This is a genomic window from Antricoccus suffuscus (assembly GCF_003003235.1).
In the GTDB taxonomy this organism is placed as follows: domain Bacteria; phylum Actinomycetota; class Actinomycetes; order Mycobacteriales; family Antricoccaceae; genus Antricoccus; species Antricoccus suffuscus.
Genome location: NZ_PVUE01000001.1, coordinates 327980 through 342577 on the forward strand (window position 1 = coordinate 327980; position 14598 = coordinate 342577).

A 14598-nucleotide genomic window follows, 5' to 3' on the forward strand; every position below is an offset into this window, starting at 1 on the left:
CCCGAGTATGTCCGCAAGTCAGATGCTGGTCAGCGATATCGTGGCGTTCACCGCGCAGCGCGAGCCGGACCAACCGGCGTTGCAGTACGGCGATCGAATATATAGCTACGCAAGTCTCGCGGACCGCATTACCCAGTCGGCTAATGCTCTGCTGAGCATTGCCCGGCAGGGTGACCGGATCGCGATTCTGGCCGAGAATCGGCCTGAGTACGTCGAGTTGTACTACTCCGTCCCCCGAGCAGGGATGGGGCTGGTCTTCCTTAACTATCGGCTCAGTACGCGCGAAATTGAGCATATTGTTCGCGACTCCGGTGCCGCCGTCCTCATCACCGAGCCGGAGTATCTCGAGGTCGCCCAATCGGTGGCGGCGCAGGTCGGCGCGCTCCAGATTGTGATGCTTGGGGTCGACGAGGACAACACTCCTGCAGACGTTACGGCGTACGACGAACTGTTGGCCCGCGGTTCGACCCAGGAGCCGGACATCCAAGTCCGAGGGGATGATCTGGCCTGGATCATCTATACAAGTGGCACTACCGGTCGGCCGAAGGGCGCAATGCTGTCGCACGCGAACCTGGTCGCGGCCGCGTGCAACTCGGCGATGGGTTGGCCAAGTGAGGTTGCCGGTCCGCTCCTGTTCCCGTGGCCGCTGTGTCACGTCGCGGGCTACGGGATCCTGGTGACTCATTTGAGGGGACGGTTCCTAGTCCTCATGCGCAGGTATGACCCGAAGGGTTTGTTGGAGCAGATCGAGAAATACCAGATCGCGGAAACATCTGTGGCGCCGACGATGTTTAGCCAACTCCTTCGACATCCTGACTTCGACAAGTACGACGTCAGCAGCATTCGACGTATCGGCTACGGCGCCGCCCCGATGCCTGCCGAGGTGTTGCGACAGGGCATGGCCCGATTTCCGAACGCCGCTTTCTCGACCGGTTTCGGCATGACCGAGCTGTCGGGAAACGTGCTCTACCACCCGAGCGCGCAGCACGTGCGTGGGTTGACTGAGAAGCCGGAACTGTTGGTCTCGGTGGGCAGGCCGATGCCGTTAGCCATGCTTCGAATAGTGGATGACCGCATGCAGGACGTCGCGACCGGAACGGTAGGGGAGCTCGTCGTGCGCGGGCCTCAAGTCACGATCGGTTATTGGAACAACCAGGTCGCAACCCAAGAGGCGTTTGAGGGCGGCTGGTTTCATACTGGCGATCTGGCGCGGAACGATGACGAAGGAAACTGGTACATCGTCGATCGCAAGAAGGACATGATTCTGACCGGCGGTGAGAATGTCTACTCGCGCGAGGTCGAAGAAGTGATCTACGAGCATCCCGCGGTCGCCGAGGCTGCCGTGGTCGGCGTACCCGATGAGACGTGGGGTGAAAACGTAGTAGCCGCCGTGCAACTGCGTGCCGGCGCGACGGCAACGGCAGAGGAGATCATTGAGCATTGCAGGGCAAGTCTGGCGGGGTACAAGAAGCCCAAAAGGGTTCTATTCGTGGACGAACTGCCCCGAAATGCCGCCGGCAAGATTCTGAAACGTGAACTTCGCGAGCTGGCTGCGCAATCGACCGAAGAATGAATGCTCGTTGAACGGTCCGGCGGGTCATCGCAATCCGTAAGCGCATCGTGGCGCCGGGCGTGCACGATCGTGGTGTAGCCGCGGTGGGTTGGTCAGTCGATGAGGCCGAGCGCACGGGCCCGGATGAGTGCCTCGGGACGCGAACCGGCGCCGAGTTTCTGATAGAGGGTGCGCATCTGAGACTTGACGGTGTTGTACGAGACATAGAGCGCTTCGGCGATCTGCGGCATGGTCTGCCCGCCGGCGACCTCGTTGAGCACCAGCGTCTCGCGTTCGGTCAGCGTCACCACGTCGATAGTGTCCGGGTAGATCGGGGCCGTATCGCGGACGAGTCGGTGTCGCAGCAGCGCGACAGCCTCGGGAACTCGATCGGCGAGTACGGCGATCTCCTCGGTCGGCACGGTCGCAAACGCGCGCAGCGCGTGCGCCGACCGGGCCCGGCGTACGGCGCGGCGCAGCATAGTCGCGGCGGTGTCGATTTCGCCGAGCCGGAGATTGGCGACCGTGTGCAGGAGCAGCATTTCGCGCTGAAACTTCGAGGGCGCATTGCGGGTCCATGTGGTGCTGCTGCCCGTCATGAGCGCGTCTTGAGACCGCCCGGTGAGCAGCGCAAGGCGGGCCCGCGATACCTGCATCAGCGGATGGCTGGCATGCGGACCGTCGATGATCGCGCGTGCCTGGTTGCCCCATCCCAGTGACGTCAGCAGGTCGGCCTCGGCGCTCGCTAGCATCGGCGCGGCGATCCCGCCTTCACCGATCCACGCGCGATGCCGATCGCGCGTCTCGTCCAGCTCATTGAGTTGGCCGATCGGGTCTCCCCAGATCAGGGCGTATTGGGCGCGAACGTATGCCAAGAATGGCCACGACTCGTCGGGGTGAGGGCCATCTTGGATGCGGTCGAGAGCTTCTCGAGCGGCGTCAGGCAGCAGCTGGTCAATGGCGATCAGTGCGCGCGCGCCGTGCCCGGGAGAGCGCACAACCGGGACGAACCAGTCTTGTGGGTCTGGCGCCGCATCGTGACGCGCAAGCCATATCGCGGCCCTGTTGCTGTCCCCCAGAAGTGCCCACGCCAGCGCGGTTCGACCGGCGGCGTCGGGCGCCACGATGGCCAGCGGGCTCTCATGAGCAGTGTGATAGCTCGTCTGCAGGTGCCCGATCGCGTCTCTGAAGTTCCCGGCGAGCATTCTCGTCGTCCCGGTCTGCGTATACATCGGGGGGAGCTGCCATAACGATTCATTCGTGCGCGCGATCCGGGCGGCCCGGCCAAGAACTTCAAGCCGATCGCTGTACTCCCGCGCCTCACGGTGCAGACCTCGGCGGCGAAGCGCCATCATGACGACCAGGCCGGTAGGAAGCGCATCCCGTACGTCGGGTGAGCGTCCTAACTCCTCGAGCTCGGCGCGCGTGCTGGGCAGCGCCGTCGGTGCCATCGCCAAAAAGGTGTCGTCGGGGGCACGCAACATCAGGTCCCGACAAGCGAGGGCCCGAATCCCAGTGATCTCGGATAGCGGCGTGAGCATGAATGCTTCGTAAAGGAGTTCGCTATCGCGTCCCAGCAGCAGCCCCCAAAATTTGTTGATGACCTCGACCACGACACCCCAGTCCTGGGCGGTGATCGCATGTCGCAACGCCTCGGCCGGAGCCTGCTGCGTGAGGTGCCAGCGCGCCAAGCGGGAATGTACGTCGCAGGCGAGGCCCGGCCACCTGGCCGTCAGCTCCTCACCCAGAGCCACGCGCATGGCGCTAGGGATCTGGTACGCCGCCGTGCCGTCCTCGATGGTGGCGAACAGTACGCCGGCCGACTCCAGCTGGCGCAGCTTGCCGTCTGCTGCGGGATCGTCGGTGAGCAGCCGCATGATGTCGGCCGTGAGCGGACGCGGGATGCTCGCGATCAGGAGGAAACGACGCAACTCGGGCGCTTCGATCTGGGGCAGCAGGTGGCTACGGACGTAGTCCGCGGCGAGGTTGTCTGTGGTAGCTCCTTCGGCGAGCGCCGCGACCAGCGCGGGCCAGCCGTTTGTCTGCTGGAACACCGCCGCGGCGTGGGCTTCGGTGACCTGGGCACCTCGAGCGCTCAGCAGAACGCCGACTTCAGCGACGCTAAACAGCAAATCCATCGCGTCAATGATGACCGTTTCGAGCCCGACCCGGGCTCCGGCTGGCAACCGTTGATGGCTGCGCAGGCTGATGATCAGCGTGAGCTGGGGCTGCTGCCTGAGAAGGTCGACGAGCGCACGATCGAGCTCTTCTGCTGCGGCATCGTATCCGTCGAGGATGAGGGTGACCGGTCGATTGGCGCCTTGGATCGCGCGTTGAACATGACGGCGATCGGACTCCGACGTACGAGCTGCTCCTGGGACGCCTATACCAACATCGTGAAGAGTTTCCCGTATCCGGCTCCAGAATGCTCCCGGGTCGCGGTCGTCCTCATCGACGTGGGCCCACGCGACGACCTCGGTCTCTGATCGCGACGCCGCCCAGGTCGCCAGCAGAACGGTCTTTCCGAAGCCGGTCGGTGCACGCAAGATTACTAGCGGCGCGGGGGTATCGAATACTTGAAGAAGGCACGGCCGATCAATGACATGCGTGGGAAGCCGCGGCAGCCGCGGAACAGGCAGTGATCTGACTGTCGGGCTCGCGCCGCCATCCCCGTTGGCAGCGACCATCGAGCAAGACTCCTCGGCAACAGGTACGGGATCGAGACGACCAAGGTGCTAGTCATCTCTACCCTACCTGCGCCGCGTCCCACCGTTTGCGGGACGTGAGGGCGTCGGCGACCGATCTGCGGCGCGTACGCGCGATCTATGCCCCCCGACATTATGTTACCGACGCCAAGCGACACCGATGATCTTGCGTCGCGACGTCCATATAACGGCAAGAATGCCAGGCCCGGTACCTGTTAGATGAAAATTCACCAGGAGGTTCACCCGGCGGGTGCTTGGTGTAAGGACCCCGTTGACCTCGCCATAGGTCGGCCGGACCGATAGCGCTCAGTCCTTCCAGTACATATGTGCCCGAATACATCACCCGCGAGTCGGTCACGCTGCGAATCGGCACAAATGTTTTCCCGTGGGCCCGGGCCCCCAGAAAATATGCCCTCACCACTAGACAAGGACACGCACTACAACCGCGGTCCTGTATCACCCTCAACAACCGACGCGAATAGACACACGACCGGCAACGAATCTAGCGAGCACGAACGTTCTCGAACCACCACGACCGATCGCTCGGAGTGCAAAACTCCTCAGCTGGTAGGTCGGCGTGGGTTGGCCGAAATCGTCCAGGTGAAGTCGTCGGTGACGTGCAGCGCGAGCCGGTGGTTGTGCGCGACGAGTGTGCCCTCGAACAGCCGCGCCCAAATCGTTGCGATGGCGGGGTGCGGGTCGAGATCGCGGCCGAACGACCAGCCGCTCTGCCGGATCTCGATCCCGGCCGGAGTCGCCGCGACTGTGCATTTGTCGCCGTGACCTTCCAACATCGCCACTAGGAACGCCGCGAACGACTCGGCGCTCCCGTCGGGTGAGTGCCCGAGGATGCCGCATAGATCGTGATAGAACTGCATGCCAATCATTCGGGCGGCGATACCCAGGACGTGCGTCGCTTCCTCTGCGCCCCAAAGGTTTATTGCCATGGGTACGGCGGTCTGCACGTACGCGATCGCGTAGTTGCGGTGTGCTTTGGCGAGTCGCGCGGTCGGCCAAGTGTCGGTCGGCAGTTTGGGCGCCGCGTCCGGATCGAAGTCCGGCGCGTCCTCGTGGCGGGCGAACCGCAGCCGATCGTGCGGCTCGAGGTCCTCGTCGTACTCGTAGTAGTAACCCTCAAGACCGGAGTCGCCGTCGACTCCCTGCTTGGTGCACACGAAGCCGAGCCGTGGGTTTCCAAGGGATACGCCGTTGCGAGCGTGCCAGCCGCGCAGCATTGCCTTGGACACGTCAGAGGGAACAGCGCACATCGCGGCGCCGGCCCACACCCACCGTGGTGCGGCGTACCGGATCCACGCCTTGCGGTCCGACTCGGGCATGTACTCGACGCTCACTCCGCCGATGTGGTTGGACAAGTAGTGGTACTGCGCCGCGGCGACGGCGTGGGGGAGCCCGTCGATGCCGAGCTTCTGCAGGCCCGGCAGGAACTTGTCGCTGCGCTGTTGCGCAAAGACCTCGTAGACCAGTTCGGCGGTGCGCGCCGAACCGCAGCGCGTCGTACTCGACAGCACGATTCCGGTGAAATATGCGTGGTACAACTCGGCGACCGCGCGCCAAGCCGCCTCTTCTTTTATGCCAGATCCCATGGGGGCAATATACGTTCGCGATCAGCCGGATCCATACCGGACTAGTGCGATAAGAGCCCGCGCGATCTGCGTCGGGCTGTCGCCTTCGCGGCGGTACCATACCGGCGACCACGCCATTGCGCCGAGGATTGTAAGCCGCAGATGCGTGCGGCTCACGCCGTCACCGATCGGTAGCGCGTCGATGAGGTCGCGGAATAGGTTCTCGTACTCCCGCCGGATACGAAGCAAGTCGGACTCAACGCGACCCTCGCGGCGACGCTGCAGCTCGAAGTACAGCACCCGTACGACGTCCGGCCCGTGCAGCAACGTCGTCAGATGCGCTGCGCATGCTCGCTCGAGCTGGGTCCATGGATCGAGTTCGCTGTCGGTCGCCGCGTCGACCGACGCCTTGAGCAGGCCAGCTCCGTCGGCGACGGCAGCGACCAGCAGCGCTTCCTTTGACTCGTAGTGGTAATAGATCGACGCTGGCATCACGCCGACCGCGGCGGCGATGTCTCTCATCGACGTCGCGTCGTAGCCGCGGTGCAGGAACAACGCGACCGCCGCGTCAAAGATCTCGGCTCGTTTATTACCGGCCGCGATGGTCGTGTCGCCGTGCCGGCCGGGGCTGGATCGCTTCGTGGGTATCGACCTCGACCGCGCGGTCATCGCCGGCTCGTCAGTCGGGGACCGCGACGCGGAAGGCCCCGACGCTGATCGTCTCGCCTTGGTCGTCGGTGCCCTTGAGCGAGACAACAACCGTGTTGTTACCCGGGCTATGTGGGTGCAGTTCCCAGACGGAGCCTTCGAAGCGGACCGTGGTGCCGACCTTGACAGGCTTGGTGAATTTCGATTCCATCTTGCGGATCGTCGCGCCATGCGGTCCCCAGGCGCGTTCGATCACCGACGCCATCTGAGACATTGTGAACATGCCGTGCGCGACCGTCTTGGGGGTGCCGAAGACCTGAGCGCGAGTAGCCCATTCGATCGCGGTGTGTACCGGGTTGAAATCCAGATGAGTCAACGCGGCACGGTCGATGATCTGCTGGGTAACGTCGACCTCGATCGGCGGAAGCTGCTGTCCGACTTCAATACTGGCAAAGCTCAACGTGCTGCTCATCTGTTCCCCTTAGGCCGATGCGAAACGTTGGACGTCGGCGCGCGTCTTCGGCAGCAGCAGCGAGACGTACCAGGTGGCCTTCAGAGTGCCGTCCTGGTTGCGGTACTCAAGCTTGTCCTGCATGTAGTAGTTGCCGCGCCGGACCCACTTGTCGTAATGGGTGATGGTGAGGTTGATTTCCTCGCCGATCTCGAACTGCTCGTGGATCTCGATGTCTTGACCCGGATTGCGTGCTCCGGGCGTCCGGATCCAGCTGCCCATACCCCGATCAATGCAGTAGAAGGCAATCGCGACGCAGAACAGCGGATGGATCCGCGGGCCGCCGTGCGTCCGGGCTTGCTCTGCGTCGACGTACCGCGGGTCGGTCTCTAGTGCGCCCCGGTTGAAGTCAAGAACGTCATCATCGGTGATCAGGTAGGTCTGTGCCCCTGTCCCGACCTGCCCGACCTGGATTTCGTCCCACACTTCGTACTGGGCGATGTCTTTACGGAAGTCCCACTCGAACCCGCGCTGCTTCTCGGTAGTGGCGTACGTCTTTAGTCGTTCGATGTCTGTCATGCGGCGCCTTCCCCTTTGCCTAACGAACGTACAGTAGGTTGGGTTGACGGGCAAGAGAGCGGCGAGTCTCCCCGTGGTACTAGTGCGTAGTGAGGGTTTCAAGATGGCTGAATATCCTCTTTACCGGCTGGGTCTTACTTGGCGACTCGGTATGATGAGTTCATGAAACGTCCTTCGTTCGCCCGTTGGCCATGCTCGATCGCGCGCACCGTCGACCTGCTCGGCGACAGCTGGACGCCGTTGGTGCTGCGCGAGGCGTTCTACGGGATACGGAGGTTCGACGAGTTTCAGCTTGAGCTCGGTATCGCTCGTAACACTCTGTCCGATCGGCTGCGCAAGCTTGTAGAAGAGGGCCTGTTGCAAAGACAGCGCTACGAGGACGAGCCGCCCAGACACGAGTATGTCCTCACCGAAAAGGGCCACGAAATCTACGGAGTGCTGGCTGCCATGTCGCGGTGGGGTGATCGTTGGCTCGCCGATGAGGACGGCCCGCCGATCACTATGCGTCACGACCCGTGCGGTCACGACACGTACGCCGAGGTGGTCTGCGCGCACTGCCATGAGCCCCTTAAATCGGAAGACGTCAGCCGCCGGATGGGACCGGGTTACCCCGAACGGCTCAAGACTCATCCGAGCGTGCTGCGGAGATTCTCATCTTCTTGACAAATAAGTCTTATTACGCAACTGTGGTGCTCAGCGACTAGTTGAGGGCGAGCATCATGATGTTGAATCAAGAGTGTGAACGGCGCCAGGGCCGCAAGACGGACTCGAGCGGGGACCGCTGATGCGTACGGCAACCACGATCGAGGCCTCCAGCGGTGGCCGGTGGCAGGAGCAGACCGACTTCGTCGTCGAGGCGGAGAAACTCGGTCTGGACGTGTGTTGGGTGGCTGAGGCTTGGGGTTCGGATGCGCCGTCGGCTCTTGGCTACTACGCGGCCAAGACCCATCGGATGTTGCTCGGCTCTGGAATCATCCAGCTGGGCACCCGAACGCCAGTCGCGATCGCACAGGCCGCAATCACGCTTTCCAACCTTTCAGGTGGGCGGTTCTTACTCGGTCTAGGCGCATCTGGCCCCCAGGTAATCGAGGGTTTGCACGGCGTACCTTTTGCGCGGCCGCTGTCGAGACTGCGCGAGACGGTCGAGATCGTCCGGAGTGTCTTCGCCGGCGGAAAGATCTCGTATTCCGGTCGCGAGTTCGAGATCCCAATGGCGGGCCGTGACGCGGTGCCGATGCGGCTGTCGACCGGTCCACTACATGACATACCGATCTATCTTGCGACGATGTCGCCGGCGATGTTGCGGTTGACCGGGCAGATCGCCGACGGATGGGTCGGGACTAGTTTTGTGCCCGAGGGCGCCGACGAGGCCTACTTTGCCCCGCTGGACGAGGGTCTGGCCAAGTCCGGTCGCACTCGCGATGATCTCGACATTTGCCAGGGAGCCGAAGTCGCCTTCGCGCCCGACGAGGATGCATTGCGCGACATGATCGTCGACCGCAAGAAGGGCCTTGCCTTCAGCCTCGGCGGGATGGGTTCCGCGTCGACAAACTTCTACAACAAGGCATACAGCCGGCAGGGATGGGCCGAGGTCGCCGCCGAGGTTCGTGAGCGGTGGCAGGCCGGTGATCGTGACGGTGCGACCGAGCTCGTGACCGATGACATGGTGCTCGGTACGACGCTGATCGGCACCGAGTCAATGGTCCGGGACCGGCTGCGGGTATGGCAGGACGCCGGTGTCGACACCGTGCGGCTATATCCCGCGGGGGACACGCTCGATGCGCAGCTCGCGACCATGGGCCGCGCCATCGAACTAGTCCGCGCAATCGATGACGCCTCGGTCAATACCGGAACGTCGCAACCGCTGGAACCGCGCTCGGGCTAGGCCAGTACGCCGGGGAAAGGTGATTCGGCGTTCGGCTTCCATCGCTGGACGCGGACGGCCTTGCCGACCTCGGTGCGCGGCAGCCCGCCGGGCTCGGCGAAGACGACCTTGCACGAGACCCCGAGACGTTCCTTGAGCTGGCGCTGAAGGCCTTCGAGCATCGTGTCGAGCGCCGAGCGGTCGATGCCGGCAACCGGTTCGGTGACCGCGACGAGTGAGGGCATGGTGCCGCGTTCGTCGATGACCAAGGTGTACGCCGTGGCGACCCGTGCGTCGGCGAGCAGGACGGCTTCGATCTCGGACGGGAAGACGTTGACGCCGCGGATCACCAGCATGTCGTCGGCGCGGCCGAGGATCCGTGACATGGTGACAAACGTGCGGCCTTCTGGGTCGTTGACCCGTTGCAGGGAGGCGAGGTCACCGGTCCGGTAACGCACCACGGGGACAGCCTCCTTAGTCAGCGTCGTGAAGACGAGTTCACCTACTTCGCCTTCTGCGCAGGGCTTCCCGCTCACGGGGTCGATGCACTCCACGAGGAATTCATCCTCGTTGACGAACAGATGACCACCGCTGTTGACAGTCTCGAATCCGACTCCCGGTCCTTGCACCTCGCATAGGCCATAGATGTCGAGTGCGGTGATGCCCAGTCCGGCTTCGACCTTCTCGCGCATCCCCTCGCTCCACGGCTCGGCGCCTAAGATTCCGGCGCGCAAGGCGATGTCGGCCGGGTCGACCCCTTGTGCGGCAAAGAGGTCGGCGATCACCGCGGCGTACGACGGCGTGCACAGGAGGACTTCGCTGCGCAGGTCTTGGATCATCGCGGCCTGCCGCGCCGTGTTGCCGCCGGAGATCGGCAGACAACAGGCCTTGAGCTCCTCGATGCCAGCGTGCAATCCGAGGCCGCCGGTGAAAAGCCCATAGCCGTAGGCATTGTGGACCATCGTGCCGGCGATGACGCCGGACGCATCGAGAGCCCGGGCGTTGGTACGCCGCAGCACGGCCATGTCGTGGTCGGTGTAGGCAACGATCGTTGGTTTGCCCGACGTGCCGGACGTGGCGTGGATTCGGCGCAGTTGCGACCGGTCGACGCACAGCGAGTTGAGTGGGTAGAACTCGCGCAGATCCTGCTTGCGCACTGATGGGAGCTCGTGCAGGTTGTCGAGGGTGACGTCGGAACTGTCGATGCCGCGCAGCTGCGCGCGGTGTTGCGGCGAGGCGTCCTTGACGCGGTCGATCAGCGTGCGGAGCAGGCGCTGTTGGTCGGTGCGCCGCTCTTCGACGGGCTGAGTCTGTGCCGCGTGGTCAAACATGGATCCCCATTTCGGTTGGAGCTATCTGGTGGGTTTATCGATGTCCGGGGCTACCTGCATCTTGGTTTATCTGTGTCGTAGGCCGTCCAGGACGAGCGCGGAGACGTGGTCCACGACCTGGTCGTCGGTGAGCCGGCCGCCGGGCTTGTACCAGTCGATGAGCGAGTTGATGGCGCCGAACACAAGCTTGGTGATCACTGGTGGGTCCAGGTCGGCGCGGATGTCGCCAGCATCGGCCGCGAGCGTGACCAGTTCGCTGACCCGCTTGTCGAAGTCGCGGCGCTTGTCGATCGCCTTGAGTTCAGTGGGGGAGTTGCCGCGCACTCGCAGGAAAAGCGTGATGACCTCGATGTCGTCGAGGAGGGCCTTCGTCGTGCGGCGTACGACGCCGTCGATCGCGACAATCGGCGCGCCGAAGTCCTCGAGGGCTTGCCCGGCAGGAAGAAACGCACCGTCCAACGCGTCGATCGCCCGGTCCAGCGCGAGCCCGAGCAGAGCCTCTTTCCCGTCGACATGGTGGTAGATCGACGACTTCGTGATACCGGCCGCGAGCGCGATATGCTCCATCGACGTACCGTCGTAACCACGTTCGTTGAACACGCGTACGGCCACTTGCAGGAGCGAGTTGGCATCGTGTTGTTTGCGGCGTACTGGCTTGGTCATGGCTCCACTCGGGACGAAACCGACCGTTCGGTCGGGCGTAACGTTAGTGTGCACCAAAACCACGTAAAACTCCATACAAACGCACGGATCGACTATCAAGGAGCATCGGTGAACAACTACGACATTTACGTCGGCGGCAAGTGGGTACCCTCCACCTCTGACAAGCGCATCGAGGTCATCAACCCGACGACCGAAGAGGCCATCGCCACCGTCCCTGACGGCACTAAAGAAGACGTCGACGCCGCCGTCACCGCGGCTCGCAAGGCATTTCCCGAATGGTCGTCGAAGACTCCGCAAGAGCGCGCGGAATACCTCGTCAAGGCCAACAACCTGCTGAAGGAGCGGTCCGCCGAATACGCGCAGACCGTCACCGACGAGCTCGGCGCTCCGATCAAGATTTCCAACATGGTCCACATGGGTACGCCGATTGGCACGCTCAAGACCTACGCCAAGCTGGCTGACGAGTTCGAGTGGGAGAAGGAGGTCAACAACTCCATCATCGCGCACGAGCCAATTGGTGTCGTTGGTGCGATCACGCCGTGGAACTACCCGCTGCACCAGGTGACGGCCAAGACCGCCCCGGCCCTGCTCGCCGGTAACACCATCGTGCTCAAGCCGTCCGAGCTGGCGCCGCTTTCGGCGTACAACTTGGCGAAGGTATTCGACGAGATCGGCCTGCCTGAAGGTGTTTTCAATGTCGTCAGCGGTCGCGGCGAGGTTGTCGGCGACGCGATGTCGTCCCACCCGGACATCGACATGATCTCCTTCACCGGCTCGGGCCGCGCGGGTACGGCGATCTCTAAGAACGCCGCCGACACGATCAAGCGCGTCGCTCTTGAGCTTGGTGGCAAGTCCGCGTCGGTCATCATGGACGACTTCGACGACGAGGGCTTCGCGAAGGCGGTCAAGTCGACGGTCAACCAGTGCTTCACCAACGGCGGCCAGCGCTGCACCGCGTTCTCCCGGATGCTCGTGCCGGCGGCGAAATACGACCAGGCCCTTGAATTCGCGAAGGCCGCGGCCGAGAAGCACGCCCCGGGCGACCCCAACGACGAGTCGACCCGCCTCGGCCCGATGGTCTCCGAAGCGCAGCGCGACCGGGTGCGTGGCTTCATCGACCGCGCAGTAGCCGATGGCGCCACCGTCGTAACCGGCGGCTCGGAAGCGCCCGAGGGCCTGGACAAAGGCTTCTTCGTCAAGCCGACCGTCCTCGCAGGGGCCAAGGAAGACAGCGAGGTCGCGCAGGACGAGGTGTTCGGCCCGGTCATTACGGTTTTCCCGTACGACGACATCGACGACGCCGTACGCCTCGCCAACAACACGAAGTACGGCCTCGCGGCCGGCGTGTACGGCGCGGACGCCGACAAGTCGCTCGCCGTCGCCCGCCGGCTGCGCGCAGGTCAAGTCGACATCAACGACGGCCGCTGGAACTTCATGGCGCCGTTCGGTGGCTACAAGCAGTCCGGCAACGGCCGCGAGCTGGGCTCGGAAGGTCTCGCCGAGTTCCTCGAGACCAAGGCGATGCAGCGCTAGTTCGTCGATTTCATAGTTAACTGGGAAGATCGGGCTCGGACTACCGGGCCCGATCTTCCTGTCTATCGCTCGAGGGCGGGCTCGGTTACGATCCGAACTATGACTACCTCATTGTTTGTGACCTACCGTGTGCCCGACGACGCCGCGGCGTTCGACAAGAGCTACTTCGACGGGCATGTCCCGTTGGTCAACAAGATGCCGGGGCTGCTCGAGAACCGCGTCAACAAGGTCGTGCAGAATATCGCCGGCGAGCAGAAGCTCTACGTGATCACCGAACTCGTTTTCGAGAACGCCGAGGCCGCCCAGAAGGCGCTGGGTTCTGAAGAGGGCAAGGCGACCAGCGTCGACCTCGCGTCCTGGGGCGGCGACAAGCTTGCTTCGATCTACCTATCCGAGCGCGCCGTCTAACCCGCACCTTCAAATAAGGTCATACGTCCCGGTCGCGAGCCTTCACAGGCCGAAGTTGCCGCCGGGACGTATGACGCTATTTGGTTGACGACGTCCTAGGCGCCGAGGGCGCGCATGAAGCCCGGCTGGATGACGAGGTCGTCGATCGACAGATCGTGCACCGAGGAGTGCCCGAGCCCGAGTACGCCGGAGTCGATACCGCCGCGCAGGATGTCCAGGACGTTTTCGACGCCGGCCTGTCCGTTGGCGCCGAGGCCCCACAGGTAGGCGCGACCGATCATCACCGCACGTGCGCCGAGCGCGAGGGCCTTCACCACGTCGCTGCCACGTCGTACGCCGCCGTCCATCACGACCTCGATCTCGTTGCCGACCGCCTCGACGATCGGTCGTAGGGCGCGGATCGACCCGGGAGTGCTGTCAAGATTGTTGCCGCCGTGATTGGACACCGAGATAGCCGAGACGCCCGCATCGACCGCGCGACGCGCGTCGTCCACCCGCATGACGCCCTTGAGCATGAACGGCCCGCCCCATTGTTCGCGTAACCAGGCCACGTCCTCCCAGGTCGGCAGCGGGGTCTGCATCCACTCGCCGTACGCGCCGAAGAACGTCGGCGCCTCGCCGCCGGGCGGCGTGAGATTAGGGGTGGTCAGGTCCGGGATCTTGCCGGCCTTGGCGAAGTCCAGCAGCCAGCGTGGCCGGCGCAGCCCCTCGGGCGCGAACTTGATCATGGTCTTGAGGTCGAGCTTCTCGGGGATTGCCGGGCTGCCCCAGTCGCGGCCGTTGGAGAACGACCAGTCCAGGGTCATAATCAGCCCCTTCGCCCCGGCCGCGCGGGCGCGTTCCATCCGCTGCACGAGCACGTCGCGGGTGCCGACCCAGTACATCTGAAAGAACGTCTTGGGGTTGACGGCGGCTACTTCCTCGATCGACTTGCTGGCAAACGAGCTCAGCGCCATCGTCGTACCTCGCGCCGCCGCGGCTCTGGACACGGCGACCTCGCCTTCGGGGTGCACGGCCTGTACGCCGGTCGGCGAGATCATTACCGGCATCGAGATTTCCTGGCCCATCACGGTGGTGCCGAGTTCACGTTTCATTGACAGGCCCGCGACGTGCGGCGCGAAACCGAGCTCGCTGAACGCGGCCATGTTGTCGTCGATGGTCAAGCCCTTTTCCGACCCGGCGACCAAGGCGCCGTACACCGAAGGCAGCAGCCGTTTCTTAGCGCGTCGCTGCGCCTCGGCAACGGTCTCAAACCATTCGTTCTTAGCCATGACAGAACCC

At 63.7% G+C, this 14598-nt stretch carries 13 protein-coding genes; 5 read left to right on the top strand and 8 right to left on the bottom strand.

All coding sequences use genetic code 11. The features are described 5' to 3' along the window. Window positions 1–7: 7 nt before the first annotated feature. A complete protein-coding gene (locus CLV47_RS01630) occupies window positions 8–1573 on the top strand; it encodes a long-chain-fatty-acid--CoA ligase (protein WP_106347243.1) in 1566 nt (521 codons plus the stop codon). A 92-nt stretch (window positions 1574–1665) separates the two neighbouring features. Here the strand turns inward: CLV47_RS01630 and CLV47_RS01635 are convergent, their stop codons facing one another. The 5 genes from CLV47_RS01635 to CLV47_RS01655 all read right to left on the bottom strand — a co-directional run bounded on the left by CLV47_RS01635 (window position 1666) and on the right by CLV47_RS01655 (window position 7518). Continuing rightward, window positions 1666–4098 carry a LuxR C-terminal-related transcriptional regulator gene (locus CLV47_RS01635; protein WP_170110911.1) on the bottom strand — a complete coding sequence of 811 codons (2433 nt, stop codon included), beginning with the start codon at window positions 4096–4098 and terminating at the stop codon, window positions 1666–1668. 719 nt (window positions 4099–4817) lie between these two features. Beyond that, window positions 4818–5861, bottom strand: coding sequence for a hypothetical protein (locus CLV47_RS01640; RefSeq protein ID WP_106347245.1), 1044 nt, complete (start codon window positions 5859–5861; stop codon window positions 4818–4820). A gap of 21 nt (window positions 5862–5882) precedes the next feature. Further along, window positions 5883–6509, bottom strand: a complete 627-nt coding sequence (locus tag CLV47_RS01645) for a TetR/AcrR family transcriptional regulator (protein ID WP_170110912.1) — start codon at window positions 6507–6509, stop codon at window positions 5883–5885. Between the two features lie 10 nt (window positions 6510–6519). Next, window positions 6520–6960 carry a MaoC family dehydratase gene (locus CLV47_RS01650; protein WP_106347247.1) on the bottom strand — a complete coding sequence of 147 codons (441 nt, stop codon included), beginning with the start codon at window positions 6958–6960 and terminating at the stop codon, window positions 6520–6522. A gap of 9 nt (window positions 6961–6969) precedes the next feature. After that, entirely contained in the window at window positions 6970–7518 is a 549-nt protein-coding gene (locus CLV47_RS01655) for an FAS1-like dehydratase domain-containing protein (protein ID WP_106347248.1), read from the bottom strand. A 162-nt stretch (window positions 7519–7680) separates the two neighbouring features. Between CLV47_RS01655 and CLV47_RS01660 the strand changes: the two genes are divergently transcribed. Together CLV47_RS01660 and CLV47_RS01665 are read left to right on the top strand one after the other, a co-directional pair. Beyond that, window positions 7681–8181, top strand: coding sequence for a winged helix-turn-helix transcriptional regulator (locus CLV47_RS01660; protein WP_106347249.1), 501 nt, complete (start codon window positions 7681–7683; stop codon window positions 8179–8181). A 121-nt stretch (window positions 8182–8302) separates the two neighbouring features. After that, a complete protein-coding gene (locus tag CLV47_RS01665) occupies window positions 8303–9403 on the top strand; it encodes an LLM class flavin-dependent oxidoreductase (protein WP_106347250.1) in 1101 nt (366 codons plus the stop codon). On the opposite strand, the gene CLV47_RS01670 is transcribed toward CLV47_RS01665, so the two are convergent. Beyond that, on the bottom strand, window positions 9400–10713 hold the full coding sequence (locus CLV47_RS01670; protein ID WP_106347251.1) for a phenylacetate--CoA ligase family protein: 1314 nt from the start codon (window positions 10711–10713) through the stop codon (window positions 9400–9402). The two genes, CLV47_RS01665 and CLV47_RS01670, sit on opposite strands and share 4 nt — an antisense overlap. A gap of 66 nt (window positions 10714–10779) precedes the next feature. Further along, a complete protein-coding gene (locus CLV47_RS01675; protein WP_106347481.1) occupies window positions 10780–11376 on the bottom strand; it encodes a TetR/AcrR family transcriptional regulator in 597 nt (198 codons plus the stop codon). Between the two features lie 108 nt (window positions 11377–11484). Here CLV47_RS01675 and CLV47_RS01680 point away from each other — a divergent pair, with 108 nt between their 5' ends. Both CLV47_RS01680 and CLV47_RS01685 read left to right on the top strand, forming a co-directional pair. After that, window positions 11485–12909: an aldehyde dehydrogenase family protein gene (locus CLV47_RS01680; RefSeq protein ID WP_238145162.1), complete on the top strand. Its 1425-nt coding sequence runs from the start codon at window positions 11485–11487 to the stop codon at window positions 12907–12909. A gap of 99 nt (window positions 12910–13008) precedes the next feature. Beyond that, entirely contained in the window at window positions 13009–13317 is a 309-nt protein-coding gene (locus CLV47_RS01685; protein ID WP_106347252.1) for an EthD family reductase, read from the top strand. Between the two features lie 95 nt (window positions 13318–13412). On the opposite strand, the gene mftD is transcribed toward CLV47_RS01685, so the two are convergent. Next, a complete protein-coding gene (mftD, locus tag CLV47_RS01690) occupies window positions 13413–14588 on the bottom strand; it encodes a pre-mycofactocin synthase MftD (protein WP_106347253.1) in 1176 nt (391 codons plus the stop codon). Between the last annotated feature and the right edge of the window lie 10 nt (window positions 14589–14598).